Annotated in this window: 23 protein-coding genes, 1 tRNA gene and 1 riboswitch; of the genes, 21 read left to right on the forward strand and 3 right to left on the reverse strand. The window is 62.9% G+C overall.

Annotation, left to right across the window (positions count from 1 at the left end; genetic code table 11):
• From EN943_RS15865 to EN943_RS15945, 17 genes are all read left to right on the forward strand, one after another.
• Positions 1 to 598, forward strand: a 598-nt coding sequence (locus EN943_RS15865; RefSeq protein ID WP_127413382.1) for an NADH-ubiquinone dehydrogenase, incomplete at its 5' end; no start/stop codon positions are given.
• A 73-nt stretch (positions 599 to 671) separates the two neighbouring features.
• A complete protein-coding gene (gene nuoG / locus EN943_RS15870) occupies positions 672 to 2,753 on the forward strand; it encodes an NADH-quinone oxidoreductase subunit NuoG (protein ID WP_127413384.1) in 2,082 nt (693 codons plus the stop codon).
• A 2-nt stretch (positions 2,754 to 2,755) separates the two neighbouring features.
• Positions 2,756 to 3,799, forward strand: coding sequence for an NADH-quinone oxidoreductase subunit NuoH (gene nuoH / locus EN943_RS15875; protein WP_127413386.1), 1,044 nt, complete (start codon positions 2,756 to 2,758; stop codon positions 3,797 to 3,799).
• On the forward strand, positions 3,799 to 4,290 hold the full coding sequence (gene nuoI, locus EN943_RS15880; RefSeq protein WP_023812382.1) for an NADH-quinone oxidoreductase subunit NuoI: 492 nt from the start codon (positions 3,799 to 3,801) through the stop codon (positions 4,288 to 4,290). Before nuoH ends, nuoI begins: the two co-directional genes overlap by 1 nt.
• A 121-nt stretch (positions 4,291 to 4,411) precedes the next feature.
• Positions 4,412 to 5,032 (forward strand): NADH-quinone oxidoreductase subunit J, encoded by a 621-nt coding sequence (locus tag EN943_RS15885; RefSeq protein ID WP_013531099.1) that lies wholly within the window; start codon positions 4,412 to 4,414, stop codon positions 5,030 to 5,032.
• A gap of 1 nt (position 5,033) precedes the next feature.
• On the forward strand, positions 5,034 to 5,342 hold the full coding sequence (gene nuoK / locus EN943_RS15890) for an NADH-quinone oxidoreductase subunit NuoK (RefSeq protein ID WP_010910101.1): 309 nt from the start codon (positions 5,034 to 5,036) through the stop codon (positions 5,340 to 5,342).
• Between the two features lie 10 nt (positions 5,343 to 5,352).
• Positions 5,353 to 7,326, forward strand: a complete 1,974-nt coding sequence (gene nuoL / locus EN943_RS15895; RefSeq protein WP_127413388.1) for an NADH-quinone oxidoreductase subunit L — start codon at positions 5,353 to 5,355, stop codon at positions 7,324 to 7,326.
• Complete coding sequence (locus EN943_RS15900; protein WP_027034803.1) at positions 7,326 to 8,831, forward strand: NADH-quinone oxidoreductase subunit M; 1,506 nt, start codon at positions 7,326 to 7,328, stop codon at positions 8,829 to 8,831. Before nuoL ends, EN943_RS15900 begins: the two co-directional genes overlap by 1 nt.
• Positions 8,832 to 8,850: 19 nt before the next feature.
• Positions 8,851 to 10,287: an NADH-quinone oxidoreductase subunit NuoN gene (nuoN, locus tag EN943_RS15905; RefSeq protein WP_127413389.1), complete on the forward strand. Its 1,437-nt coding sequence runs from the start codon at positions 8,851 to 8,853 to the stop codon at positions 10,285 to 10,287.
• Between the two features lie 5 nt (positions 10,288 to 10,292).
• Positions 10,293 to 11,114 carry a biotin--[acetyl-CoA-carboxylase] ligase gene (locus EN943_RS15910; protein WP_127413391.1) on the forward strand — a complete coding sequence of 274 codons (822 nt, stop codon included), beginning with the start codon at positions 10,293 to 10,295 and terminating at the stop codon, positions 11,112 to 11,114.
• A 118-nt stretch (positions 11,115 to 11,232) separates the two neighbouring features.
• Entirely contained in the window at positions 11,233 to 12,903 is a 1,671-nt protein-coding gene (locus EN943_RS15915; RefSeq protein WP_127413393.1) for a ribonuclease J, read from the forward strand.
• 110 nt (positions 12,904 to 13,013) lie between these two features.
• Positions 13,014 to 13,418: a methylmalonyl-CoA epimerase gene (gene mce, locus EN943_RS15920; RefSeq protein WP_127413395.1), complete on the forward strand. Its 405-nt coding sequence runs from the start codon at positions 13,014 to 13,016 to the stop codon at positions 13,416 to 13,418.
• Positions 13,415 to 13,699 (forward strand): DUF1467 family protein, encoded by a 285-nt coding sequence (locus tag EN943_RS15925; RefSeq protein ID WP_127413397.1) that lies wholly within the window; start codon positions 13,415 to 13,417, stop codon positions 13,697 to 13,699. The genes mce and EN943_RS15925 overlap by 4 nt, the downstream gene beginning before the upstream one ends.
• A gap of 651 nt (positions 13,700 to 14,350) precedes the next feature.
• Positions 14,351 to 15,679 (forward strand): proline--tRNA ligase, encoded by a 1,329-nt coding sequence (gene proS, locus EN943_RS15930; protein ID WP_127413398.1) that lies wholly within the window; start codon positions 14,351 to 14,353, stop codon positions 15,677 to 15,679.
• A complete protein-coding gene (locus EN943_RS15935) occupies positions 15,676 to 16,962 on the forward strand; it encodes a lipoprotein-releasing ABC transporter permease subunit (protein ID WP_127413400.1) in 1,287 nt (428 codons plus the stop codon). The genes proS and EN943_RS15935 overlap by 4 nt, the downstream gene beginning before the upstream one ends.
• Complete coding sequence (locus tag EN943_RS15940) at positions 16,914 to 17,642, forward strand: ABC transporter ATP-binding protein (RefSeq protein WP_197031499.1); 729 nt, start codon at positions 16,914 to 16,916, stop codon at positions 17,640 to 17,642. Before EN943_RS15935 ends, EN943_RS15940 begins: the two co-directional genes overlap by 49 nt.
• Positions 17,643 to 18,077: 435 nt before the next feature.
• Complete coding sequence (locus tag EN943_RS15945) at positions 18,078 to 19,328, forward strand: site-2 protease family protein (RefSeq protein WP_127413402.1); 1,251 nt, start codon at positions 18,078 to 18,080, stop codon at positions 19,326 to 19,328.
• A gap of 21 nt (positions 19,329 to 19,349) precedes the next feature.
• Here EN943_RS15945 and lipB read toward each other — a convergent pair whose 3' ends face one another.
• The gene (lipB, locus tag EN943_RS15950) at positions 19,350 to 20,093 is read right to left on the reverse strand and encodes a lipoyl(octanoyl) transferase LipB (RefSeq protein ID WP_127413404.1); all 744 of its coding nucleotides are present in this window, start codon (positions 20,091 to 20,093) and stop codon (positions 19,350 to 19,352) included.
• Positions 20,094 to 20,328: 235 nt separating this feature from the next.
• Between lipB and EN943_RS15955 the strand changes: the two genes are divergently transcribed.
• The 3 genes from EN943_RS15955 to EN943_RS15965 all read left to right on the forward strand — a co-directional run bounded on the left by EN943_RS15955 (position 20,329) and on the right by EN943_RS15965 (position 22,566).
• Positions 20,329 to 20,413, forward strand: a tRNA-Leu gene (locus EN943_RS15955).
• A 190-nt stretch (positions 20,414 to 20,603) separates the two neighbouring features.
• Positions 20,604 to 22,022 (forward strand): magnesium transporter, encoded by a 1,419-nt coding sequence (mgtE, locus tag EN943_RS15960; protein WP_127413406.1) that lies wholly within the window; start codon positions 20,604 to 20,606, stop codon positions 22,020 to 22,022.
• Positions 22,023 to 22,179: 157 nt separating this feature from the next.
• Complete coding sequence (locus tag EN943_RS15965; protein ID WP_027034793.1) at positions 22,180 to 22,566, forward strand: MerR family DNA-binding transcriptional regulator; 387 nt, start codon at positions 22,180 to 22,182, stop codon at positions 22,564 to 22,566.
• 355 nt (positions 22,567 to 22,921) lie between these two features.
• Here the strand turns inward: EN943_RS15965 and EN943_RS15970 are convergent, their stop codons facing one another.
• Together EN943_RS15970 and EN943_RS15975 are read right to left on the reverse strand one after the other, a co-directional pair.
• Positions 22,922 to 23,398 carry an isoprenylcysteine carboxylmethyltransferase family protein gene (locus tag EN943_RS15970; RefSeq protein ID WP_127413408.1) on the reverse strand — a complete coding sequence of 159 codons (477 nt, stop codon included), beginning with the start codon at positions 23,396 to 23,398 and terminating at the stop codon, positions 22,922 to 22,924.
• Complete coding sequence (locus tag EN943_RS15975) at positions 23,395 to 24,393, reverse strand: DUF1624 domain-containing protein (RefSeq protein WP_127413409.1); 999 nt, start codon at positions 24,391 to 24,393, stop codon at positions 23,395 to 23,397. Before EN943_RS15975 ends, EN943_RS15970 begins: the two co-directional genes overlap by 4 nt.
• Before the next feature lie 223 nt (positions 24,394 to 24,616).
• On the opposite strand from EN943_RS15975, the gene EN943_RS15980 reads away from it, so the two are divergent.
• The gene (locus EN943_RS15980) at positions 24,617 to 25,816 is read left to right on the forward strand and encodes an MFS transporter (protein ID WP_127413411.1); all 1,200 of its coding nucleotides are present in this window, start codon (positions 24,617 to 24,619) and stop codon (positions 25,814 to 25,816) included.
• A 65-nt stretch (positions 25,817 to 25,881) separates the two neighbouring features.
• Positions 25,882 to 26,078: riboswitch (cobalamin riboswitch) on the forward strand.
• Positions 26,079 to 26,197: the final 119 nt, after the last annotated feature.

Consider the following 26,197-nt stretch of genomic DNA (forward strand, 5'->3'; position numbering starts at 1 on the left):
CAGCGCCGTCAACCTTTTCGTGCATCCCGTGGCGGGTGCGGCGGCGATGTCGGCGCTTGGCCTCGGGCTCGCCAACCATGCTTTCGGCGTCTGGCTGGGCGCGCTTTCAGGTGCGGCAGAAGCCTCGCAGCGGCTGCTGCAGCCGATCGTCGATGATTTCGAGGCGCGCGTCGCGCAGTTCGACGATCCGAACTCTTCCTCCACCAAGGCGCGGGCGACGGCGAAAAGCATGATCGCCGAGGCGCAGTCCTTCGCCAGGGAGGTCACCGATATTGCCGCCAAGGAAGCCGCCACTGCCGTGCCGGCCGCAAACGCCGCTCCGGCGACAAGCGGCGCCGGCGATGCGCTGATGCCCGAGGATTTCAGGCAGCCCAACGCCATGGAGAAGCCGGCCAAACCGGCGGATCTCAAGGCCATCTCGGGCATCGGGCCGAAGCTGGAGAAGGTTCTCAACGGCCTCGGCATCTGGACGTATGCCCAGATCGCGGCATGGACGCCGCAAGAGGTTGCCTGGGTCGAGGACTATCTGTCGCTTAGCGGCCGCATCGGCCGCGACGATTGGACAGCCCAAGCGGCGGCGCTCGCCGTCAAGAAGTGAATGAAGTGCCCGACGTGGTCTCGACCGCGTCCGGAAAAAGAGATTGCGGGAACTCCGCAGGGGTTTGAGGCGAATGGCAAAGCTCAAGGTCGACGGGAAAGAGATCACTGTACCCGACCACTACACGCTGCTGCAGGCGGCGGAAGACGCTGGCGCGGAAGTGCCGCGCTTCTGCTTCCATGAGCGGCTGTCGATCGCCGGCAATTGCCGCATGTGCCTGATCGAGGTGAAGGGCGGGCCGCCCAAGCCGCAGGCATCCTGCGCCATGAACGTGCGCGACCTGCGTCCCGGCCCGAATGGCGAGGCGCCGGAAATCTTCACCAACACGCCGATGGTCAAGAAGGCCAGGGAAGGCGTGATGGAGTTCCTGCTGATCAACCATCCGCTGGATTGCCCGATCTGCGACCAGGGCGGCGAATGCGACCTGCAGGACCAGGCGATGGCCTTCGGCGTCGATTCCTCGCGCTATCACGAGAACAAGCGCGCGGTCGAAGACAAATACATCGGGCCGCTGGTGAAGACGGTGATGAACCGCTGCATCCACTGCACGCGCTGCGTCCGCTTCACCACCGAAGTCGCCGGCATTTCCGAACTGGGCCTGATCGGCCGTGGCGAGGATGCAGAGATCACCACCTATCTCGAACAGGCGATGACCTCGGAGCTGCAGGGCAATGTCATCGACCTTTGCCCGGTGGGCGCGCTGACCTCGAAACCATTCGCCTTCCAGGCGCGGCCGTGGGAGCTGACCAAGACCGAATCCATCGATGTGATGGATGCGGTCGGCTCGGCGATCCGCGTCGATAGCCGGGGCCGCGAAGTGATGCGCATCCTGCCGCGCGTCAACGAGGCGGTGAACGAGGAGTGGATCTCCGACAAGACCCGCTTCATCTGGGACGGCCTGCGCACGCAGCGTCTCGACCGCCCCTATGTGCGCAAGGACGGCAGACTGGTTGCCGCCAGTTGGGCCGAGGCCTTCGCCGCGATCAAGGATGCGGTGTCGAAGACGGCGCCCGAAAAGATCGGCGCTATCGCGGGCGATCTCGCCGCCGTCGAGGAAACCTATGCGCTCAAGCTGCTGATGGCTTCGCTCGGCTCGAAGAATACCGATTGCCGCCAGGATGGCGCCGCGCTCGACCCGGCGCTCGGCCGTGCGAGCTATATCTTCAACCCGACCATCGAAGGCATCGAGCAGGCCGATGCGGTGCTGATCATCGGCGCCAACCCACGCTATGAAGCCTCGGTGCTCAACGCCCGTATCCGCAAGCGCTGGCGGATCGGCAATCTGCCGGTCGGCGTCATCGGCGATGTCGGCGACACCCGCTACGACTACGAACAGCTGGGCGCCGGCCCGGATTCGCTGAAGGAACTGGCTGACGGCAACGGCAAGTTCTTCCAGACGCTGAAGAAAGCGACACACCCTCTGATCATCGTCGGCCAGGGCGCGCTGGCGCGCGCCGATGGCGCGGCCGTGCTCGGCCAGGCGGCCAAGCTCGCGGCCGCCGTCAACGCTGCCCGCGCGGACTGGAACGGCTTTGCCGTGCTGCACAATGCGGCCGGGCGCGTCGGCGGCCTCGATCTCGGCTTCGTGCCGGGCGAGGGCGGCAGAAACGTTGCCGGCATGCTGGGCGAAATGGAGCTCTTGTTCCTGCTCGGGGCCGACGAGATCGACATGGCCAAGACCGGCGGCGCCTTCGTCGTCTATATCGGCACGCATGGCGACCAGGGCGCGCACCGCGCGAATGTCATCCTGCCGGCGGCCGCCTACACAGAAAAGTCGGCCACCTATGTCAACACCGAAGGGCGTGTGCAGCAGACCAACCGCGCCGGCTTCGCGCCGGGCGAGGCGCGCGAGGACTGGGCGATCCTGCGGGCGCTGTCGGATGTGCTGGGCAAGAAACTGCCGTTCGATTCGCTGCCGCAACTGCGCGCCAAGCTCTATGGCGAATACCCGCATCTGGCCCGTATCGATCAGGTCGCGGCCGGCAATGCCGAGGACATCGCTGGGGTGGCGAAGCTCGGCGGGAGGCTGAACAAGGGCACCTTCACCTCGCCGGTGACGGATTTCTACCTGACCAACCCGATCGCGCGGGCATCGGCCGTGATGGCGGAATGCTCGGCACTGGCCAAGAGCGGCTTCAAGCAGGCGGCGGAATAAGCATGGACACTTTCTTCTCCTTCTACGTGCTGCCGGCGCTGATCATTCTGCTGAAATCGGTCGTGCTGATCGTTATCCTGCTGATCTTCGTCGCCTATATCCTCTATGCCGACCGCAAGATCTGGGCGGCGGTGCAACTGCGCCGTGGCCCGAACGTCGTCGGCCCCTGGGGCACGTTGCAGGCTTTTGCCGATCTGCTGAAATTCGTCTTCAAGGAGCCGGTCATCCCGTCCGGCGCCAACAAGGGCGTGTTCCTGCTGGCGCCGCTGGTCTCGGCCGTGCTGGCGATCTCGGCCTGGGCGGTCATCCCGGTCAATCAGGGCTGGGCGATCGCCAATGTCAATGTCGGCATCCTCTATGTCTTCGCCATCTCCTCGCTCGAGGTCTATGGCGTGATCATGGGCGGCTGGGCCTCCAACTCGAAATATCCGTTCCTCGGCGCGCTGCGTTCTGCGGCTCAGATGGTGTCCTACGAAGTCTCGATCGGCTTCGTCATCGTCACCGTTCTGCTCACCGCCGGCTCGCTCAACCTCACCGATATCGTGCTGTCGCAGCATGATGGAATTGGTACGCGGCTTGGCCTGCCCAACACCTTCCTCGACTGGAACTGGCTGGCGCTGTTCCCGATGTTCATCATCTTCTTCATCTCGGCCTTGGCCGAGACGAACCGCCCGCCTTTCGATCTGGTGGAAGCCGAATCGGAACTGGTCGCCGGCCACATGGTCGAATACTCGTCGACGCCGTTCCTTTTGTTCTTCCTCGGCGAGTATGTCGCCATCGTGCTGATGTGCGCGCTGGCCACCATCCTGTTCCTCGGCGGCTGGCTGCCGCCCTTCGACTTCGCGCCGTTCACCTGGGTGCCGGGCGTCATCTGGTTCGTGCTGAAAGTCTGCTTCGTGTTCTTCGGCATCTCCGTGGTGAAGGCCTTCGTGCCGCGCTACCGCTACGACCAATTGATGCGGCTTGGCTGGAAAGTGTTCCTGCCGATCTCGCTGTTCATGGTGGTCGCCACCGCGGCCTTCCTCAAGATCACGGGGTTTGCGTGATGTCCGCTCTTTCCCAAGCCGCCAAATCGCTGCTGCTGCAGGATTTCGTCAGCGCCTTCTTCCTGTCGATGCGCCAGTTCTTCGCGCCGAAGGAGACGATCAACTATCCGCACGAGAAGGGGCCGACCAGCCCGCGCTTCCGGGGCGAGCATGCGCTGCGCCGCTATCCCAATGGCGAGGAACGCTGCATCGCCTGCAAATTGTGCGAGGCGATCTGCCCGGCGCAGGCCATCACCATCGAGGCCGGCCCGCGCCGCAACGACGGCACACGCCGCACGGTTCGCTACGACATCGACATGGTGAAGTGCATCTATTGCGGCTTCTGCCAGGAAGCCTGCCCGGTCGACGCCATCGTCGAGGGGCCGAATTTCGAGTTCGCGACGGAGACGCGCGAGGAACTCTACTACGACAAGGACAAGCTGTTGGCGAATGGCGACCGGTGGGAGCGCGAACTGGCGCGCAACATCTCTCTGGACTCGCCCTACCGCTGATATTTGACGCATGGACGGGGCGAGGGGCCTCGTCTAAGGACACAACTTGCCGACCGGAGGCGGTCGCAAAAATCAAACAGGACGAGCGTCCTGTTTCGGACAGGAACCCGGGGGATCCCCAATGTTGAGTGGACTAGAGGCGGCCTTTTTCTACCTCTTCGCCTTTGTCGCGGTGGCATCGGCGTTCATGGTCATTTCGTCGCGCAACCCCGTGCATTCGGTGCTGTTCCTGATCCTGACCTTCTTCAACGCCGCCGGCCTGTTCATGCTGACCGGCGCCGAGTTCCTGGCGATGATCCTGCTCGTCGTCTATGTCGGCGCGGTGATGGTGCTGTTCCTGTTCGTCGTCATGATGCTCGACGTCGATTTCGCCGAACTCAAGAGCGGCGCCCTGCAATATGCGCCGATCGGCGCGCTGGTCGGGCTGATCCTGGCGGCGGAGCTGATCGTGGTTCTCGGCGGCTACACCTTCGCGCCGCAGCTCGCTTCGACCGTCTCCAAGCCCATTCCGGATCTCGCCACGCGGACCAACACCGCCGCGCTCGGCGACATCCTCTATACGGACTACCTCTACTACTTCCAGATTTCGGGCCTCGTGCTGCTGGTCGCCATGATCGGCGCCATCGTGTTGACGCTGCGCCACAAGCCAGGCGTCAAGCGGCAGTCGATCGCAGCCCAGGTCGGCCGCACGCCGGCGACCGGCATGGAAATCCGCAAGGTCAAGACAGGCGAGGGACTCTGAGATGGTTGTCGGCATCGCACATTATCTGACCGTATCGGCTGTTCTGTTCACGCTCGGCGTGTTCGGCATCTTTCTGAACCGCAAGAACGTCATCGTCATCCTGATGTCGGTCGAGCTGATCCTGCTGGCGGTCAACATCAATTTCGTCGCCTTTTCGGCAGCACTGGGCGATCTGGTCGGCCAGGTGTTCGCGCTGTTCGTGCTGACGGTCGCGGCGGCCGAGGCCGCCATCGGACTTGCCATTCTCGTCGTCTTCTTCCGCAACCGCGGCTCGATCGCGGTCGAAGACGTGAACATGATGAAGGGTTGACGGAACCACCATGTATCAGGCCATCGTCTTCCTTCCCCTGCTTGGCTTCCTGATCGTCGGCCTGTTCGGCACGTCGCTCGGCGCCAAGGCGTCCGAATACATCACCTCGGGTTTCCTGGTGATCGCGGCCGTGCTGTCGTGGGTCGCGTTCTTCACCGTCGGTTTCGGCCATGGCGAGGTGTTCACCGTGCCGGTGATGCGCTGGATCCAGTCAGGCGGACTGGAGGCGGCCTGGGCACTACGGATCGACACGCTGACGGTGGTCATGCTGGTGGTGGTCAACACCGTCTCGGCGCTGGTCCACATCTATTCGATCGGCTACATGCACCACGATCCGAACCGGCCGCGCTTCTTCGCCTATCTGTCGCTGTTCACCTTCGCCATGCTGATGCTGGTGACGGCGGACAACCTCGTACAGATGTTCTTCGGCTGGGAAGGGGTGGGGCTGGCGTCCTACCTGCTGATCGGCTTCTGGTACAAGAAGCCGTCGGCCAATGCCGCGGCAATCAAGGCCTTTGTCGTCAACCGCGTCGGCGACTTCGGCTTCGCGCTCGGCATCTTCGGCGTGTTCGTGCTTTTCGGCTCGGTCAATCTCGGCACCATCTTCGCCAATGCGGCGACGTTCATCCCGGCCGAAGGCGCACCGCACGGTGTCGCGGTGCTGACCTTCCTTGGCCATGCGCTGGACAAGCAGGCGGCCATGACGATCGTCTGCCTGCTCTTGTTCATGGGCGCCATGGGCAAGTCGGCGCAGGTGCCGCTGCACACCTGGCTGCCGGACGCCATGGAAGGCCCGACGCCGGTTTCGGCCCTGATCCATGCGGCTACCATGGTGACGGCGGGCGTGTTCATGCTGGCCCGGCTCTCGCCGCTGTTCGAACTGTCGCATTCGGCGCTGACGGTCGTGACCTTCATCGGCGCCTTCACGGCCTTCTTCGCTGCGACCGTCGGTCTGGTCCAGAACGACATCAAGCGCGTCATCGCCTACTCGACCTGCTCGCAGCTAGGCTACATGTTCGTGGCACTCGGCGTCGGCGCCTATGGCGCGGCGATCTTCCATCTGTTCACGCATGCCTTCTTCAAGGCGCTGCTGTTCCTCGGCTCGGGCTCGGTCATCCATGCCGTGTCCGACGAGCAGGACATGCGCAAGATGGGCGGCCTCAGGAAACTGATCCCGACCACTTACTGGATGATGGTGATCGGCACGCTGGCGCTGACCGGCGTCGGCATTCCGGTGACGGTCATCGGCACCGCCGGCTTCTTCTCCAAGGACGCCATCATCGAGAGCGCCTTTGCCAGCCATAATTCGGTTGCCGGCATGGCCTTCGTGTTGCTGGTGATCGCCGCCTGCTTCACCTCCTTCTACTCATGGCGGCTGATCTTCATGACTTTCCACGGCAAGCCGCGGGCCAGCCATGAGGTGATGCACCATGTCCATGAATCGCCGCCGGTGATGCTGGTGCCGCTGTTCATCCTGGCTGCGGGCGCACTGTTTGCCGGCATCATCTTCCACACCGCCTTCATAGGCGAGGGCTATGCCGAGTTCTGGAAGGCATCGCTGTTCACGCTGCCTGACAATCACATCCTGCACGAGATCCACGAATTGCCGCTGTGGGTCGAACTGTCGCCCTTCATCGCCATGCTGATCGGCTTCGCGCTGGCCTGGAAGTTCTACATCCGCTCGCCGGAAATGCCCGTCAACCTGGCTGCGCAGCATCGCGGGCTCTACGCCTTCCTGCTCAACAAGTGGTATTTCGACGAGCTTTACGACTTCCTCTTCGTGCGGCCCGCCAAGCGCCTCGGCCATTTCCTGTGGAAGACCGGTGACGGCACCATCATCGACGGCCTCGGCCCAGATGGCATCTCGGCGCGCGTCGTCGACGTCACCGACCGCGTCGTCAAGCTGCAGACCGGCTATCTCTACCATTATGCCTTCGCCATGCTGATCGGCGTTGCCGCACTCGTCACCTGGATGATGCTCTGATGACCGCCTGGCCAATCCTCTCGCTGGTCACCTTCCTGCCGCTGGTTGGTGTGCTGCTTATCCTGTTCATCAATGACGACAGCGAAAATGCACGCCGCAACATCCGCGCCATCGCGCTGTTGACGACGACGTTCACGTTCATCATTTCGCTGTTCATCTGGACCGGATTCGACAATTCGCAGTCCGGCTTCCAGTTCGTCGAGAAGGTCGCCTGGCTCGACTCCGGCATTTCCTACCATATGGGCGTCGACGGCATCTCGATGCTGTTCGTCATCCTGACGACGTTCCTGATGCCGCTCTGCATCCTGGCGTCGTGGGAATCGATCGAGAAGCGCGTCAAGGCCTACATGATCGCCTTCCTGCTGCTCGAGACGCTGATGATCGGCGTGTTCTGCGCGCTGGACATCGTGCTGTTCTACGTCTTCTTCGAAGCCGGCCTGATCCCGATGTTCATCATCATCGGCGTCTGGGGTGGCAAGCGGCGCGTCTACGCGTCGTTCAAGTTCTTCCTCTACACGCTCGCCGGCTCGGTGCTGATGCTGCTCGCCATCATGGCGATGTTCTTCCAGTCCGGCACGACCGACATCCCGACGCTGCTGACCCACAACTTCCCGGCCAACATGCAGACCTGGCTATGGCTAGCCTTCTTCGCTTCCTTCGCGGTGAAGATGCCGATGTGGCCGGTGCACACATGGCTGCCCGACGCGCACGTCGAGGCGCCGACGGCGGGCTCTGTCATCCTGGCCGGCATCCTGTTGAAGATGGGCGGGTACGGCTTCCTGCGCTTCTCCTTGCCGATGTTCCCGCTGGCGTCGGAAATGTTCGCGCCGCTGGTCTTCGCGCTGTCCGTCGTCGCCATCATCTACACCTCGCTGGTGGCGCTGATGCAAGAGGACATGAAGAAGCTGATCGCCTATTCGTCGGTAGCCCATATGGGCTTCGTCACCATGGGCATCTTCGCCATGAACCAGGAAGGCGTGCAGGGCGCGATCTTCCAGATGCTCAGCCACGGCCTCGTCTCCGGCGCGCTGTTCCTGTGCGTCGGCGTCATCTACGACCGCATGCACACACGTGAGATCGCGGCCTATGGCGGCCTGGTCAACAACATGCCGAAATACGCCACGGTGTTCCTGATCTTCACCATGGCCAATGTCGGCCTGCCCGGCACCAGCGGCTTCGTCGGCGAGTTCCTGACCATGCTGGGTGTGTTCCGGGTCAACACCTGGGTGGCGTTCTTCGCCGCCACCGGCGTCATCCTGTCGGCGGCCTACGCGCTCTGGCTCTACCGCCGGGTGATCTTCGGCGCACTGACCAAGGAGAGCCTGAAGGGCCTGCTCGACCTGTCGCCGCGCGAGAAGGTGATCATCTACCCGCTGGTCGTGCTGGTCATCTTCTTCGGCGTCTATCCCGCACCCGTCTTCGACGCGACGGCCGAATCGGTCAAGTCGCTCGTCACCAATGTCACTGCATCCATCGGCGCCGCGCAGACCGCGGCGGCGAACTGACCCAGGGGTTTTGCGAACCATGACGCCGGACCTTCTCTCCAGCCTGTCGCTCTCGACGCCAGAGCTGATCCTTGCCGTCGGCGCGCTGGCGCTACTGATGGTTGGAGCCTATTCGCGCGCCAACACGGCCAACACGGTAACCGGCCTTGCGGTTGCCGTGCTGGCGATCGCGGGCGCCTGGCTGATCTTCCGGACCGGGCAGGGCAGCGCTTACGGCAATGCTTTCATCCAGGATTCCTTCGCCCGCTTCATGAAGGTGCTGGCACTGGTCGGCTCGGCGGTGACGCTGGTGATGTCGATGCGCTTTGCCAAGGCGGAGCGTTTCGACAAGTTCGAATATCCTGTGCTGATCCTGCTCTGCACGCTCGGCATGATGCTGATGATCTCGGCCAACAGCATGATCGGCCTCTATCTCGGCCTCGAGCTGCAGTCGCTGGCGATCTATGTGCTGTGCGCGATCAATCGCGACAATCTGCGGTCGACCGAAGCAGGCCTCAAATATTTCGTTCTCGGCGCGCTGTCGTCGGGCATGCTGCTCTATGGCATCAGCCTGGTCTATGGCTACACCGGCAACACCGGCTTCCAGGAGATCGCTTCTGCGCTCGGCAGCGGCGAGCGCCAGCTCGGCCTCGTCTTCGGTCTCGTCTTCGTGCTGGCCGGCCTTGCCTTCAAGATCTCGGCGGTGCCGTTCCATATGTGGACGCCTGACGTCTATGAGGGTGCGCCGACGCCGGTGACGGCGTTTCTGGCGGCGGCCCCGAAGATGGCGGCGATGGCGCTGATGGTGCGCGTCACCATGGGCGCGTTCAAGCCGATCGCCTCCGACTGGCAGCAGATCATCGTCTTCATCTCGATCGCCTCGATGGCGCTTGGTGCTTTCGCAGCAATCGGCCAGACCAACATCAAGCGGCTGATGGCCTATTCCTCGATCGGCCATATGGGCTACGCGCTGGTCGGCCTTGCCGCCAACAGCCAGGCCGGCGTGCGCGGCGTTGCCATCTACATGCTGATCTATCTGGTGATGACGCTCGGCACCTTCGCCTTCATCCTCGCCATGCGGCGCAAGGAAGGCAATGTCGAGCAGATCAGCGACCTGGCCGGCCTGTCGTCGACCAATCCGATCATGGCGACGATCCTGACCATCCTGATGTTCTCACTGGCCGGCATTCCACCGCTCGCCGGCTTCTGGGGGAAATGGTACGTCTTCCTCGCCGCCATCAATGCCAATCTCTATGCGCTGGCGATCATCGGCGTGCTGGCCTCGGTGGTGGGCGCCTATTACTACCTGCGCATCATCAAGATCATGTGGTTCGACGAACCGGTCGGCGGCTTCGTGCCGATGGCGACAGAATTGCGTGTCGTACTCGGCGTTTCCGGCGCCTTCGTGCTGTTCTACGTGCTGATCGGTGGGCCGATCGGCACCTATGCCGAAGCCGCCGCCAAGACGTTTTTCTAGACGGCATGGCATTTCGGCTGGCTCCAACCTCGGCGTCGGATGGGTTCCGGCTCGAGGCGCATGAGAGCGTCGGCTCCACCAATGCGTTGGCGCTGGACCACGCAAGGGCAGGCGACCCCGGCAAATTGTGGGTCGTTTCCAAGAAACAGGAAAGCGGGCGTGGCCGGCGCGGCCGCGTCTGGGCAACCCCCGAAGGCAACCTCGCGGCGACGCTGCTCGTCATCACCAAGGCAGAGCTTCGCCTTGCCGCGACGCTGGGCTTCGTCGCCGGGCTGGCGCTGGCCGATGCGCTCGATGCCGTGGTGCCGAAGGGCCGGATCGCCATCGGCCTCGACGGTGGCAGCGAAGGGAAAAACCGTTTCGAGCTGAAATGGCCGAACGACGTGCTTGCCTCCGGCGCCAAGCTGGCCGGCATCCTGCTGGAATCGGCAATCCTGGAGGGCGGCCGTTTCGCGGTGGCGGTCGGCATCGGCGTCAATGTGGTGGCATACCCCGAGGATTTGCCCTATCCCGCAACATCACTCAGCGCGCTGGGCGCGGCATGCGATGCGGAAACACTGTTCCTGGCGCTGTCGGATGCCTGGAGCGAGAATGCCCGATTGTGGGATGAGGGGCGCGGACTTTCCGCCGTCAGGCGACGGTGGCTTGATCGTGCAGCGGGGCTCGGCGGCGAGGTTGCTGTCAGAATTGACGGTAATGTGGTGCGTGGGGTGTTCGAGACCATTGACGAGGACTGCCGTTTCGTGATCCGCGACGATGAAGGTTCGGTTCGGACGATCGCCGCCGGCGATGTGCATTTCGGCGCGGTCGCTTCGGCCAGGGCATAGGGCCGTTCATGAACGGTTCTAACTGTTTGTTTTTGCGCAACTCCGGTGGAAAAACCGTTACACACTTTTCCCGGAATTGCTTTTTGGGCTTGGCCTGAGGGCCAGGAAGGGAAAAATCATGGCGAAAGCGGAAAACGCCGAACTCGTCTTCGTGCCGCTCGGCGGCGTCGGCGAGATCGGCATGAACTTCGCTCTTTACGGCTACGGGCCGCCCAATGCACGCGAATGGATCGTCATCGATGTCGGGGTGACCTTCCCCGATGCCAGCCTGCCGGGCGTCGACCTGGTGCTGCCCGACACGCGCTTCATCGAGGAGAACCTCGCCAATCTGCGCGGCATCATCATCACGCATGCGCATGAAGACCATTATGGCGCGCTGCTCGACACATGGCCGAAGCTGAAAGCGCCGGTCTGGATGACGCCGTTCAGCGCCGGCCTGCTGGAAGCCAAGCGGCAAGGCGAGCAGGGAGCGCCGAAAATACCGGTGACGATCTACCGGGCGGGCGAGAAATTCACCGTCGGCCCGTTCGAGATCGAAGCCATTCCGGTCGCGCACTCGATTCCCGAGCCGATGTCGCTGGCGATTACCTCGCCGGCCGGCACCGTCATCCATACCGGTGACTGGAAGATCGATCCGGAGCCGACGATCGGGCCGAAGACCGACGAGGCGCGTTTCCGGGCCTATGGCGACAAGGGCGTTCTGGCGCTGATCTGCGATTCGACCAATGCGCTGCGCGAAGGCGAGTCGCCGTCGGAAGTGGCTGTGGGTGAGGGCCTCAAGGGCGTCATCCAGGCTGCCAAGGGCCGTGTCGCCGTCACCACATTCTCCTCCAATGTCGGACGCATCGTCTCGATCGCCAAAGCGGCGCGCGATGCCGGACGCCAGTGCCTGGTGCTTGGCCGTTCGCTGAAGCGGGTCATCGATGTGGCCGGCGAACTCGGCTACATGGACGGTCTGCCGGAGTTCATCGCCGAGGAGGATTTTGGTTTCATCCCGCGCGAGAACCTGGTCATCATCTGCACCGGCAGCCAGGGCGAGCCGTTGGCCGCACTGGCCAAGCTGTCGCGCGAAGAGATGAAGTCGGTGTCACTGACGGCAGGCGACACGGTGGTGTTTTCCTCGCGCACTATTCCCGGCAACGAGAAGGCGATCCTCGAGATCAAGAACCGCCTCATCGACCTCGGCGTCAAGATCATCGAGGACGGCGATGCACTGGTGCATGTCTCCGGCCATCCGCGGCGCAGCGAATTGCGCAAGATGTATGAATGGGTGCGCCCGCAGATCGGCGTTCCCGTGCATGGCGAGGCGGCACATCTGGTGGCGCAGGGCTCGCTGATGTCGACATCGGGCATCGGCCAGGTGGCGCAGGTGCGCGACGGCGATATGCTGAGGCTTGCTCCCGGCCCAGCCACCATCATGGATCAGGTGCCGTTCGGCCGTATCTACAAGGATGGCAGACTGATCGGTACCGATCAGGCGATGGGCATCCGCGACCGGCGCAAACTGTCCTTTGCCGGCCATGTGGCGGTCAATGTCGTGTTGGACGACAAATATGAGCTTGCCGGCGATCCCGACCTGGTCGCCATCGGCGTCGCCGAGGCCGATGGCCGCGGCGAGTCGCTGGAAGATCTGATGATCGATGCGGCAATCGGCGCGGTGGACTCGATCCCCCTTCGGCGCCGAAAAGATCTCGACCTCGTGCAGGAAGCAGTGCGGCGCGCCGTGCGCGGCGCCGCCAACGAAGCCTGGGGCAAGAAGCCGCTGGTGACGGTGTTCGTCACTCGCTGAGGGGAGTAGGGCAGTAAGGGAGTAGGGCAGTAGGGATTTCGATACGAGGCACGGTCAGCTTTTCCCCTATTGCCATACTGCCCTATTGCCTTACTGCCGTGGGAAAACCTATGCTCGGACGTTTGAACCATGTCGCGCTTGCCGTGCCGGACCTTGCGGCCGCCGTCGCTGCCTATCGCAACACGCTGGGCGCGGAAGTGACGGCGCCGCAGGCACTACGGGAGCATGGGGTGACGGTGGTGTTCGTCAATGTCGGCAACACCAAGGTCGAACTTCTGGAGCCTTTGGGCGAGGGGTCGCCGATCGCCGCCTTCCTGGAGAAGAACCCCTCCGGCGGCATGCATCACCTTTGCTATGAGGTCGACGACATCCTGGCCGCGCGCGATCAGCTCAAGGCCGCCGGCGCCCGCGTGCTGGGCGACGGCAACCCGAAGATCGGCGCGCATGGCAAGCCGGTGCTGTTCCTGCATCCGAAGGATTTTTTCGGAACGCTGATCGAACTGGAGCAATCATGAGCTGGGTTTCGTTCACCGCCCTGTTTTTCGCGACCTGGTGGGTGGTGCTGTTCGCCGTGCTGCCGTTCAGCGTGAGGACGCAGGACGACGATCAGGACGTGACGCTGGGCACGGTTCCGAGCGCACCGCGTGGGCCTCACATGCTGCGCGCCGTGATCCGCACCACCATCGCCACCGCGATCCTGATGGGCATTTTCTATGGCCTGACGCATGGGCTGGGATACAGCCTCAACGACATCCCGCACATCGTGCCGGAATTCAGCCAAACCCCAGCTAAATAGCCGATCACGGCCCAGGAAGTTTGCCCGGCAAAGACGTGTTCATCCGTCGGAACAGCATGGTTCCAGACAGGAATGCCGTGCCGTTTTGCGGCCGGACGAGCGCTGACGCAGGGTAAGGTGGTTTGGCAACGCATTGCGCTAAGCAGATGATTGCACAAAAAAAATGCAAGGCACGAGGCCTTGCAATTTAAACGCGTCCGATCTGTTTCCGGTTTCCGGCGGCAGCGAGTAACCGCGCCTAGATCGCATCCTCCCAAGACTTTGACCGCGTAGGAGAGCAGATTTTTTTCTACCCTCTCGGTTATCGAGGTACATTAGCCTAAGGCGAATGAAAATGTCACGAAGAATTTTGCCTTGAAACGGGCATTCTCGTGCTGCACTGCACAATAGTGTGGCAGGCGTTGCTTGGCGAACGATCATCAAGACGCGAACCGTGACCGGGAGGCCTTGCAGCGCCGTGGGTCTGCTGGACGGCGAAGGATGGTGCGACGCTTCTGATCCCGGCTACCCCGTGCTTTTTGAAAATCGATTCCGCTTTTCGGGTCGAAGCGTCCGGGTTCCCATTACGCCTTGAAATGGCTATGAAGCCGGGTCAAGCAAGCCAAAGTCGCGCCGATTCTGACGCGGCCCTCCTCACTCACGGACCTGTCCATGCGTTTGTCGCGCTATTTCCTGCCGATCCTCAAAGAAAATCCGCGCGAGGCCGAGATCGTCTCGCACCGGCTGATGCTGCGCGCCGGCATGATCCGCCAGCAGGGGCAGGGCAGTTTTTCCTGGTTGCCGCTCGGCAAGCGGGTGCTGGACAAGGTCTGCCAGATCATCCGCGAGGAGCAGAACCGCGCCGGCGCGCTGGAAATCCTGATGCCGACCATCCAGTCGGCCGATTTGTGGCGCGAAAGCGGCCGCTATGACGACTACGGCAAGGAGATGCTGCGCATCAAGGACCGGCAGGACCGCGACATGCTCTACGGCCCGACCAATGAGGAAGTGGTCACCGAAATCGTCCGCGCCTACGTCAAGTCCTACAAGGACCTGCCGCTCAATCTCTACCACATCCAGTGGAAGTTTCGTGACGAGGTGCGGCCGCGCTTCGGCGTCATGCGCTCGCGCGAATTCCTGATGAAGGACGCCTATTCCTTCGACCTCGATTTCGAGGGCGCCAAGGCGGCTTACAACAGGATGTTCGTGTCCTATCTCAGGACCTTCACGCGCATGGGCCTGCAGGCTATCCCGATGCGGGCCGATACAGGGCCGATTGGCGGCGATCTCAGCCACGAATTCATCATCCTGGCCGACACCGGCGAGAGCCAGGTTTACTGCCACCGCGACTATCTCTCGCTCGATGTGCCCGGCGCCAACACCGATTTTGCCAATGACGGCGAGATCGCCGATATCGTCAAGACATGGACGACGCCCTACGCGGCCACCGACGAGATGCATGACGAGGCGGCGTGGGAGAAGATCCGCGAGAGCGACAAGGTCTCGGCGCGCGGCATCGAGGTCGGCCACATCTTCCATTTCGGTGACAAATATTCGAAGCCCATGGGCGCCAAGGTGACCGGACCCGATGGCAAGGATCATTTCGTCTCCGGCGGCTCCTACGGCATCGGTCCGTCGCGGCTGGTCGCGGCGATCATCGAAGCCAGCCATGATGACAACGGCATCATCTGGCCGGAGGCGGTGGCGCCATTCGACATCGGACTGATCAACATGAAGGCGGGCGACGCCGAGTGCGACCGCGTCTGCGACGAACTGCATGCCGCTTTCGTCGCCGCCGGCAAGGACGTGCTCTACGACGACACCGATCAGAGGCCCGGCGGCAAGTTCGCCACCGCCGATCTGATCGGCCTGCCCTGGCAAGTGATCGTCGGGCCGCGTGGTGTCGCTGCCGGCGAGATCGAGATCAAGAATCGCAAGACCGGCGAGCGCGAGACGCTGCCGATCGCGGACGCGAAGAAGCGCTTCGGTGTCGCCGCATGAGCGAGGCGGTGGCGGCAAGATCGGCGGGTGCGGGACCTTTTTCCATCTTCGAACGCATGGTCGCCTGGCGCTATCTGCGTTCGCGGCGCAAGGAGACGGTGATCTCGGTGATCGCCTCGATCTCGTTTCTGGGCATCATGCTGGGCGTCGCCACGCTGATCGTGGTCATGGCGGTGATGAACGGTTTTAGGGCCGAGCTTTTGACGCGCATTCTCGGCGTCAACGGCCACCTGATCGTGCAGCCGCTCGATTCGCCGCTGGAGGACTATGCGCAGGTCGCCAGCCGGATCAACGGTGTAGCAGGCGTCAAATACGCCATCCCGCTGATCGATGGCCAGGTGCTTGCGCAAGGCAATGTCGGCGGCGGAACCGGAGCGCTGGTGCGCGGCATACGCGGCGAGGATCTGAGCAAGATCGCCATCGTTGCCAGCAACATCAAGCAGGGTTCGATCGCCGATTTCGACTCCGGCGAGGGCGTTGCCATCGGCAAGCGCATGGCCGAGAATCTCGGCCTGACGCTTGGCGATACCATCACCTTGATTTCGCCCGACGGCGACGTGACGCCGATCGGCACCACGCCGCGCATGAAGGGCTACAAGATCGCGGCGATCTTCGAAGTCGGCATGTCCGAATATGACACGTCCATCGTCTACATGCCGTTTTCCGAAGCGCAGCTTTATTTCAACATGGATGGGCGGGCGCAAACGATCGAGATCTATGTCGACAATCCCGACGATGTCGATGCGCTGAAACCGAAGGTGGAGGCGGCGGCGCAGCGGCCGATCGACATGGTCGACTGGCGCCAGCGCAACGAGACCTTCTTCTCCGCCCTGCAGGTCGAGCGCAACGTCATGTTCATGATCCTGACGCTGATCGTGCTGGTGGCGGCGCTGAACATCATCTCCGGCCTGATCATGCTGGTGAAGGACAAGGGCCACGACATCGCCATCCTGCGCACCATGGGGGCGTCGCGCGGCGCCATCCTGCGCATCTTCCTGATGACGGGTGCGGCGATCGGCGTGACCGGTACGCTCGCCGGTGTGCTGCTCGGCGTGCTGATCTGCACCAACATCGAATCCATCCGCCAGTTCTTCTCATGGATGACCGGCAAGGTGCTGTTCAATCCTGAACTCTATTTCCTCAGCCAGTTGCCGGCGAAGATGGATCCGCGCGAGACGACCTATGTCGTCCTGATGGCGCTCGGCCTGTCCTTCCTGGCAACGGTGTTCCCGGCATGGCGCGCCGCGCGTCTCGATCCGGTCGAAGCCTTGAGGTACGAGTAGTGGCCGAGGTCATTATCGAGCTGAAGAGTGTCGAGCGGCACTATGTCCAGGGGCCGCGCAAGCTCACCATTCTCAATGGCGCCGACTTCGCGCTGAAGCGCGGCGAGATGGTGGCGCTGGTGGCGCCGTCGGGCACCGGCAAGTCGACGCTGCTGCACACCGCCGGCTTGCTGGAGCGTCCCGACGCCGGCGACGTCATCCTGGCCGGCCGTGCCTGCGGGCGGCTCTCCGACGACGAGCGCACGGCGATCCGCCGCAACGATGTCGGCTTCGTCTACCAGTTCCATCACCTGCTGCCGGAATTCTCGGCGCTGGAAAACATCATGATGCCGCAGCTCATCAAGGGGCTCAGCCGCAAGGACGCGGCCGAGCGCGCGGCACAGTTGCTCGACTACATGCAGATCGGCAAGCGCGCGTCGCACCGGCCGTCCGAGCTCTCCGGCGGCGAGCAGCAGCGCGTCGCCATCGCGCGAGCGGTCGCCAATGCGCCGCTGGTGCTGCTGGCCGACGAGCCGACCGGCAATCTCGACCCGGTCACCGCCTCCTATGTGTTCGAGGCGCTGGCGGCGCTGGTCAAGCAATCCGGCCTCGCGGCGCTGATCGCCACCCACAATCACGAACTGGCATCGCGCATGGACCGGCGTGTCACGCTGGCCGACGGCAAAGTGGTGCCACTCTAAGGGCACCGCGATATCCGGGTGAGTCCGGCCTGCAAATGGCGCGCGCCCCTGCGCTTCCGATGCTACCCAAAAGTACGCTCCGCTCCGACGCGCCCTGGTTGGGGTAACCCGTCGTTCCCCCCTCAACCTTTTCTTAACCCTGTCGATCTGATCGCCGCAAAAATCCGGACGCGGCCGGATCGTGCCCGTTGACTTTGAAACAAAATTAGAACAAAATGCGAACATATCAACAACGGGAGAGAGTTATGACCGATCTGGTTCAGGATGTCATCTCACTGGTTTGCATGAGCACCTTTCTCGTTTCCATGGCGATCTGGATCGGAGCCATGTGATATGGCGGCGTTCGCCGCCGTGGGTCCTATGCGGTCGAAGACCGCTCCGCTGTTAAGCTTTTCTTGCCGCCGCGACGTTAGGGTGCCTGAAAGACAGGGAGCAGTGTCGCCCATAGTCACGGCCATTCTGGTGGCCAGCAATCTCGGGCTGATCTTTCTGTTGATGACCATGCCGCTTGGTTTGCGCACGGTGCGGCTGACCCGTCTGGTGGCGATGGACCGTCAGCGCCTCTGGCAGGCGCTGTGGCCGCTCGGCAGCGATGCCGGCTGGTCCGGTGAGATCCTTTCCGCCGAGGCGCCTGATAGCGAGGGCGTGGCCCGCATCACGCTGTCATGGGAAGGTCGCGACGGCAAGCCGATCGAACGCAGGTCGCGATTTGAAGACGTCGTAGAAGGCAGCCGCTTCTCGATGCGTGTCGTTGAGGACACCGCGCTCGATGCTTCGTTCTGGAAGGACTTTTCCGAAACCGCTGAACTCGTTTCCGAGGGCAACGGCACGCGGGTGACGCTCAGCCAGACCGATCGCTACCGCGGCATCGCCTTCCTGGTGTTCCGCTATTTCGCCATGCGCCGCGAACTCTCCAAGCTGCAGCGCTGGGCGCGGACCGGGCAGTATCGCAAGGGCGGCTGGTTCGAGCATCCGCTCAGCCAGGTTGGCTTTGCCGGGCTTTCGGCGCTGATCCTGTGGCCATTCTTCGGCCTCCACTTCGGCGGCCTGGCACTGGCCGCGATCCTCACATCGGTGGTCGCCCTGCATGAGCTTGGCCATATGGCGGCGTTCCGGCTTATGGGCCACAACCAGGCACGGATGATCTTCATTCCGCTGCTCGGCGGCATCGCCATTGGCGGGCGGCCCTATGACAGCCGTTTCGAGGTCGCTTTCGTGGCGCTGATGGGCGCCGGCTTCTCCGCATTCCTGGTGCCGGTTGTGATCGCCGCCAGCACCTTTGCCGGCGCGGAAGGTCACCGGCTGGCGGCGGCCCTGCTGGCGACCCTGGCGGGCTTCGCCGCACTGTTCAACATCGCCAATCTGGTGCCGGTGTGGAAGTTCGACGGCGGCCAGGTGCTGCGCCAGATCTGTCCGGGACCCGTTGCGCTGGCGCTGGCTTCCTTCTTCCTGCTCTCGGCTTTCCTGGCTGTCGGCTGGCAGGCCGGCTTTTCCGCCAACTTCCTGCTCACGACGGGAGCGGTGTTTTCGATCCTCAGCCTGCTGACGATGAGCAGCGGGGTCAAGCCGCGTTACGAGCTGAAGCCAATCCGCACCATCGACCGGCTCGCCATGGCGGCGGCGTTGCTGGCGGTGTTCGCCATCCATGGCTACGGCGTGTTGTGGGCCTCCGCCCAGCTGATTTGAGCCGTACCGGATCCGGAAGGATCAGCCGGCTTTGCGGGCGGCTTCGACAGGCAAGACCGTGGCGGGACCGAACACATCCTCGAAGGCGGATTTCAGCGCCAGGTCAAGGTCGGCCATGGTCAGGGGAAGGCCGAGGTCGACGAGGCTGGTGACGCCATGGTCCTGCACGCCGCAAGGCACGATGCCGCTGAAATGGTCGAGATCGGGCTCGACATTGATGGCGATGCCGTGAAAACTCACCCAGCGCCGCAGCCGAATGCCTATGGCCGCGATCTTGTCCTCGGCCGGCGAGCCGTCCGGCAGGGCAGGGCGATCCGGCCTGACGACCCAGACGCCGACCCGGTCCTCGCGGCGCTCGCCCCGCACATTGAAGGCGGCGAGCGTGCCGATGATCCACTGTTCGAGCGCCGCGACGAAGGCGCGGACGTCCTCGCGCCGCCGCTTCAGGTCAAGCATGACGTAAGCGACCCGCTGGCCCGGCCCATGATAGGTGTATTCGCCGCCGCGTCCGGCCGCGAAGACCGGGAAGCGGCTGGCGTCGATCAGATCCTCGCCACGGGCGCTGGTGCCGGCCGTGTAGAGCGGCGGGTGTTCGACCAACCAGACCATTTCGCCGGCAGCCCCGCTGCGGATCGCCTCGGCGCGCGCCTCCATGAAGGCAAGTGCTTCGGGATAGGCGGTAAGGCCGGGCTCGATCAGCCATTCGACCGGTGCTGAACCGGGGAGCGGCAGGAACGACGTGGCAATCTGGCTGCGTTCGGGCATGGCGTATCGTCTTTTCGCTTATACATGTCGCGTCCCAAAACCGCGCCGCACCTTTGGGTGACATCAACTTGCCTTCCATATGGCGATATCAGGCGCAAACGTCCAGTTCCGGCGCAGCTTTGGGGCCCTGTGGAGCATTATGCCAATCGCCTGACATTATTGCTTGCCGTGCACTTGTTTCACCGGAAACGATTTGCTACACGCCGCGAGCCGGTCGGTTCCGGCTCTACCACGTGCGGTCGTGGCGGAATTGGTAGACGCGCAGCGTTGAGGTCGCTGTGGGGCAACCCGTGGAAGTTCGAGTCTTCTCGACCGCACCATTCTCTTCCCAGAATCCGATTTGTGCCGGTCTCGCCCGCTGCGGGCCGGATGCATTTCGTTGATATTCCCGCACTTTACGCCACTTTCTTTTTGAGCATCGGATTCTCCCAAAACCGGTTTCCCCTTTTGGGTCCGATGCTCTAGACCTGATTTGCACCTTTTCCGGGATTCTTGTGGCGGGAGGCGCTGGTGGAAGGCGAGCACGAACGGACGATTGGCGCCAGGGCCGCCGAGGACAACCACGCCGATATCTACGGCGAGGACGGCGCCGTGCTTTCGTCCTTCCTAGCGCGGATTGGCGCGGCGATCGCCGACCGTGACACGCTGACCCTCAAGCATGAAGTCGACGACCTGCACCAGTCGGAGCTCGGCGACCTGCTCGAGGCGCTGCATCCCGAACAGCGCCGCGCGCTGGTCGAACTCCTGGGCGCCGATTTCGACTTCTCCTCGCTGACGGAGGTCGACGAGGCGATCCGTATGGAGATCGTCGACAATCTGCCCAATGCGCAGATCGCGCAGGCGGTGCAGGAGCTCGATTCCGACGACGCCGTCTACATTCTCGAGGATCTCGACCAGGAAGACCAGGACGAGATCCTGTCGCAACTGCCGTTCACCGAGCGGATCAGGCTTCGCCGATCGCTTGATTATCCCGAAGAGACGGCCGGCCGCCGCATGCAGACCGAGTTCGTCGCGGTTCCGCCGTTCTGGACGATCGGCCAGACCATCGACTACATGCGCGAGGACAACAACCTTCCCGAGCGCTTCAGCCAGATCTTCGTCATCGATCCGACCTTCAAGCTGCTCGGCGCCATCGACCTGGACCAGATCCTGCGCACCAAGCGTTCGGTCAAGGTCGAGGAAGTGATGCACGAGACGCGGCACGCCATTCCAGCCACCATGGACCAGGAAGAGGCGGCGCGGGAATTCGAGCAGTACGATCTTTTGTCGGCCGCGGTCGTTGACGAGAACGAACGGCTGGTTGGCGTTCTGACCATCGACGATGTCGTCGACGTCATCCAGCAGGAGGCCGAGGAAGATCTGATGCGCATGGGCGGCGTCGGCGACGAAGAGCTTTCCGACAGCATCTTTTCGACCTCGCGCTCACGCGTTCCGTGGTTGCTGATCAACCTTCTGACCGCGTTCCTGGCAGCGTCGGTGATCAGTCTGTTCGACCGCACGATCGAACATATCGTGGCACTGGCGGTGCTGATGCCGATCGTCGCCGGCATGGGCGGCAATGCCGGCTCGCAAACCATGACCGTCACCGTGCGGGCGTTGGCGACCAGGGATCTCGACATCTACAATGCCGGCCGCATCATTCGCCGCGAGATGGGTGTCGGCTTCATCAACGGCATCGTCTTCGCCATCCTGATCGGCATCGTCGCGGCAGCCTGGTTCCGTGACCCCAATCTGGGCGGCATCATCGCGGCGGCGATGATCATCAACATGTTCGTGGCCGCCCTGGCCGGCATCCTGATTCCGCTGCTGCTCGACCGTTTCAAGATCGACCCGGCGGTCGCTTCGGCGGTCTTCGTCACCACGGTCACCGATGTCGTCGGCTTCTTTGCATTTCTCGGCATCGCCACGTGGTGGTTCGGCGTGCCCTGAAGGCACGCCTTTTGGCTCAATTGACTTTTACGTAAATGCCGTGCGAGGCTCGTGCGGGGCGCCATGTCGATTCCGGCATGGCATGGGTTTTGGTTCGGGACACAAGGGTGACGCCGGCATGGCGATCGCCCCTCAGTTTCGGCGTGCGGGAGTGGCAATGCGAGAATATTATTCGATCACCGAGTTGACCCGCGAGTTCGACGTGTCGACGCGGACGCTGCGCTTTTACGAGGACGAAGGGCTGGTGCAGCCTGTGCGGCGTGGCCGCACGCGGCTGTTTCGCCCCTCCGACCGGCATCTCATTCGCCAGATCATGCGCGGCAAAAGGCTTGGCTTCTCGATCAACGAGATCCGCGAAATCATCCAGATGTACAGGGAGCCGCCCGGCGAAGTCGGCCAGCTCAACCTGATGATCAAGCGCATCGAGGAAAAGCGCGAGGATCTCCGGCAGAAGCGCCGCGATCTCGAGGAGACGCTGGCTGAACTCGACCAGGCCGAGGAGTCTTGTGTGGAGCGGCTGGTTGAGCTTGGCGTGAATACCTGAGCGGACTGGATTCTATATTCTATCGGGCGTTTGGGCCGCATTTCAAACGTTCGGGATTAGCCTAAGTCTTCCAAACTTCGTCATCCTAGGGCGAAGCAGGAGCGAAGCTCCGTCGCGGAGACCCTAGGATCCATGCCGTTACCTTAGCCGTGAAGTGCAGCGGAAACAGAATTCTGCACCGCTGCGGCGCTCGGATGTCGCGGCATGGATCCTCGGGTCTGCGCTGCGTCGCTTCGCTCCTTGCTCCGCCCGTGGATGACGACGGAATGGATGCTTCGGCTAATCGCCGAAGTCTACTACCTGGCAGCAAAAGCGACCTGTCAAAATTCGGCGCGATGGAAACCAGAACGCCAGCTCAAATCCAGCGGCGCACGCGTTTCGCGTAGTCGCGGTATTTCTTGCCGAACTTTGCCGCCAGCACCTTTTCCTCGCCTTCGATCGCCATCTTCTGCGTGGCATAGGCGGCGATGAACGCCAGCGGCAGGAACCACACGATGCCCGAGACAAGGGCGACGCCGATCAACAGCAGCGTGTTGGCCAGGTACATCGGATTGCGGGTGACGCCGAAGGGACCCGTGGTGACGAGGTGATCGGGCACAGCGTTCGGGTTGAGCGTGGTCTTGGCCCGGACCATGGTGCGGATCGCGGTGAACCAGAGTGCGGCAACGGCAAACAGCGCCACCCAGCCGGCGGCGAACAGGATATCGCCCAGCAAGTCGCCGATCCAGGGCAGGGGATAGAGCAGGCCCAGCGCGATGCTGATGGCGATGGCGGCGATGTAGATCAGCGGCGGCCACGGTATGAGCCCCGGCTTCGGCTGGTTCTCGGTCATTTGACCCCTTCCTCCATCAATTTGCTGTCGGTCTTGGCGGTGCACATGCCGGCAAGATCGGACAAATGTGCCTTCCATTCCGCAGTCTGGTCGTTGTTGTAGAGCCGATCAAGCGTGGCCTCGCCCTCGAGCGTATCGAGCATGCAGGCACAGTAGCTCGAACAGAACTCGGTGTCGCGCGACTGCTCACAGGACAGTTGGCAGGTTTTGAGGAAATTCACCTGCGGGGTTTCGACCTGCGCGGGCATGATCTGCGAGAACAGCCAGACGCAGCCGATCAGCAGCGGCTGGTGGATCAAATAAAAGGCCAGGCTGTGCCGGCCGATGAAGACCAGCGGGTTGGCCAAGCGACCGGGCGACAGATTGGCAAGCCGGGCAAGCAGGCCGGCACCTGCGGCGAGTTTCGTAACCGCGATGCCCGCAAGCACGGCGCCGAACCACGGAAACAGCGGAACGTAGTCGTTGGAGCGCGGATTGGTCGCCGACAGGCCGACCCACCACAGCCATGGGTGATCGAAGGCCTCGAAGCGCAGATAGACGGGGGCGGCGATGACGAGCGCGGCGACGACAAGCGTCAGCAGCGCCGGCAGGCGCAGGAAGGCGAGGCCGAGCAGGCTGGCCAGCGCGATCTCGTGCAAGATGCCGAAGAAAATGAAGCCGTCCGGGGTGGCGATGCGGGTGACGACCGAAATCGCGATCGCGGCTCCGGCGACCATGGCAAACCGCTTCCAGAAGCCGTTCCAGCGGATTTTTTGGCCATGGGCGAGGTACAGGCTGACGCCAACCAGGAACAGGAAGGTCGAAGCTATGCAGCGCGCGTAGATCTTCCACCAGCCGAAGGCGGTCAGGCCGGGATCGGTATAGCCGAAGAACTCCAGATCCCAGGTGAAATGGTAGCTTGCCATGGCGATCAGCGCGATGCCGCGCACGATGTCGATGACGACGATGCGCTTTGGTCGATCCTGAACGGGTGCGGTCGGCGTTTGGATGCTCATGGTCTCGCATTCTGATTCAGCCCCGTTGGAGGACTATCACGGTTGCCCCGCACAAAAGAAGACCGGCAACCCTGCCGATAACGCCGGATCGGCCGCGGCATTGGGCCAGTGCCGGGAAGCCTTTGGCCGGCTTCGCTTTTGCCGGATGCACGTCGGTTTCCTCTTATTGGCGCGGAGGTCGTCACGGCAGATTTGACCTGGTGAATCTGCTTCGGGGAAAGCAATGTCCACCCATGTGCGCCATCCGATCTGGCTACCCGCCCTCAAGGCCGCGGACGCGCGCACCTTCGCCTCCCTCTATGCGGTCGAATCCTTCGCGCGCGCCACGGTGTCGAGCGTCATCCCGATCCAGGCCTATGAGATCCTGCACAACGAGCAGATCGTCTCGATCCTCTACACCATGGTGGCGATGCTCGGCCTGTCGGTGACATTGTTCATGCCGATGCTGATCCGCCGCTTTGCCCGCCGCTGGGTCTACACGGCCGGAGCCTGCCTGCTGGCCATCGGCTCGCTGTTCTTCGTCACCGACACGCTTGCCGGGCAACTGGCCGGCATGCTCTGCCGGGTGATGGGCGCCAGCGCGCTGTCGATCACGCTCAACCTCTACATCATGGACCACATCCGCAAGACCGATTTCATGCAGGCAGAATCGCTGCGCATGGCATGGTCGATGCTGGCCTGGACCGGTGGGCCGACCCTCGGCATCTTTCTCTACACGCGCTTCGGCGTCTATGCCGCGCATGGTGCGGTCGCGGTGTTCGCGTTAGCCCTGCTGGCACTGTTCTGGACCTACCGGCTCGGCGACAACCCGTCGATCCGTCCCGGCAAGACACGTCCAGCCAACCCGCTCGCCAATATCGGCCGCTTCATCGCGCAGCCCAGATTGAGACTGGCCTGGCTGATTGCCTTTGGGCGCTCCTGTTTCTGGACGACGTTCTTCGTCTACGGGCCGCTGTTCATGGTGATCACCGGCGAGGGCAAGCTGGCCGGCGGCCTGCTGGTTTCGGCCGGCAACGCGCTTTTGTTCATGGCGATTTTCTGGGGCAAGGCAGGAAAGCGCTTTGGCGGCCGCGGGACCATGACATTCGCCTATTTCGCCATGTCGGCCACGCTTCTGGCTGCAGGCTTCGTCGGCGAAACCGTGCCGCTGCTCACCGGCGCCTTCCTGCTTGGCGGTGCCTTCTTCACCATTGCGCTCGACGCACTCGGCTCGACCGCCTTCATGCGCTCGGTGCGCTCCTATGAAAGATCGCAGATGGCGGCGGTCTATCGCACCTATCTCGACTTTTCCGAGCTGACGCCGCCGCTGGTCTATTCGGTGGTGCTGGCCTTCTTCGGCCTGGGCTCGGTGTTCGTCACGCTCGGCCTGCTGGCGGCAGTCTGCGGCTTTGTGACGTGGCGCTATCTGCCGAAATCACTTTGACCTTCATGGCGCATTCGCAATGGTCACCGGCGGAATTTGGTTTGCCGGAAGCAAGGATTCTGCCTATAGTCACCGGTGTCGCCGGTTCCATTTTGGAGCCAAGAGGGAATGCGGTGAGGGCGAATTTCGCCCAATGCCGTGGCTGCCCCCGCAACTGTGTGCGGTAGTCCTCTCCATATGCCACTGAAGATTTTTCTTCGGGAAGGTGGAGAAGGACGCTGATCCGTGAGCCAGGAGACCTGCCGGCGACAGGAAACTGACTTCGATGCCCTCGGGTGGAGGGCGAAAGGACAAGACATGACTACCGCTTCCGTCTCCCTCGGCGCTTCCGTCTCCTCGCAGTCGCGCTTCATGCAGCTTGCGCTCGCCGGGCTGCTCGGC

Source organism: Mesorhizobium sp. M7A.F.Ca.US.006.01.1.1, from assembly GCF_003997935.1.
Lineage (GTDB): Bacteria > Pseudomonadota > Alphaproteobacteria > Rhizobiales > Rhizobiaceae > Mesorhizobium.

What these genes read in the sequence shown, in the direction of transcription:
- nuoG (WP_127413384.1), top strand. Translation starts at nt 672, where the DNA reads ATGGCAAAGCTCAAGGTCGACGGGAAAGAGATCACTGTACCCGACCAC.
- nuoH (WP_127413386.1), top strand. Translation starts at nt 2,756, where the DNA reads ATGGACACTTTCTTCTCCTTCTACGTGCTGCCGGCGCTGATCATTCTG.
- nuoI (WP_023812382.1), top strand. Translation starts at nt 3,799, where the DNA reads ATGTCCGCTCTTTCCCAAGCCGCCAAATCGCTGCTGCTGCAGGATTTC.
- EN943_RS15885 (WP_013531099.1), top strand. Translation starts at nt 4,412, where the DNA reads ATGTTGAGTGGACTAGAGGCGGCCTTTTTCTACCTCTTCGCCTTTGTC.
- nuoK (WP_010910101.1), top strand. Translation starts at nt 5,034, where the DNA reads ATGGTTGTCGGCATCGCACATTATCTGACCGTATCGGCTGTTCTGTTC.
- nuoL (WP_127413388.1), top strand. Translation starts at nt 5,353, where the DNA reads ATGTATCAGGCCATCGTCTTCCTTCCCCTGCTTGGCTTCCTGATCGTC.
- EN943_RS15900 (WP_027034803.1), top strand. Translation starts at nt 7,326, where the DNA reads ATGACCGCCTGGCCAATCCTCTCGCTGGTCACCTTCCTGCCGCTGGTT.
- nuoN (WP_127413389.1), top strand. Translation starts at nt 8,851, where the DNA reads ATGACGCCGGACCTTCTCTCCAGCCTGTCGCTCTCGACGCCAGAGCTG.
- EN943_RS15910 (WP_127413391.1), top strand. Translation starts at nt 10,293, where the DNA reads ATGGCATTTCGGCTGGCTCCAACCTCGGCGTCGGATGGGTTCCGGCTC.
- EN943_RS15915 (WP_127413393.1), top strand. Translation starts at nt 11,233, where the DNA reads ATGGCGAAAGCGGAAAACGCCGAACTCGTCTTCGTGCCGCTCGGCGGC.
- mce (WP_127413395.1), top strand. Translation starts at nt 13,014, where the DNA reads ATGCTCGGACGTTTGAACCATGTCGCGCTTGCCGTGCCGGACCTTGCG.
- EN943_RS15925 (WP_127413397.1), top strand. Translation starts at nt 13,415, where the DNA reads ATGAGCTGGGTTTCGTTCACCGCCCTGTTTTTCGCGACCTGGTGGGTG.
- proS (WP_127413398.1), top strand. Translation starts at nt 14,351, where the DNA reads ATGCGTTTGTCGCGCTATTTCCTGCCGATCCTCAAAGAAAATCCGCGC.
- EN943_RS15935 (WP_127413400.1), top strand. Translation starts at nt 15,676, where the DNA reads ATGAGCGAGGCGGTGGCGGCAAGATCGGCGGGTGCGGGACCTTTTTCC.
- EN943_RS15940 (WP_197031499.1), top strand. Translation starts at nt 16,914, where the DNA reads ATGGCGCGCCGCGCGTCTCGATCCGGTCGAAGCCTTGAGGTACGAGTA.
- lipB (WP_127413404.1), bottom strand. Translation starts at nt 20,093, where the DNA reads ATGCCCGAACGCAGCCAGATTGCCACGTCGTTCCTGCCGCTCCCCGGT.
- EN943_RS15965 (WP_027034793.1), top strand. Translation starts at nt 22,180, where the DNA reads ATGCGAGAATATTATTCGATCACCGAGTTGACCCGCGAGTTCGACGTG.
- EN943_RS15970 (WP_127413408.1), bottom strand. Translation starts at nt 23,398, where the DNA reads ATGACCGAGAACCAGCCGAAGCCGGGGCTCATACCGTGGCCGCCGCTG.
- EN943_RS15975 (WP_127413409.1), bottom strand. Translation starts at nt 24,393, where the DNA reads ATGAGCATCCAAACGCCGACCGCACCCGTTCAGGATCGACCAAAGCGC.
- EN943_RS15980 (WP_127413411.1), top strand. Translation starts at nt 24,617, where the DNA reads ATGTCCACCCATGTGCGCCATCCGATCTGGCTACCCGCCCTCAAGGCC.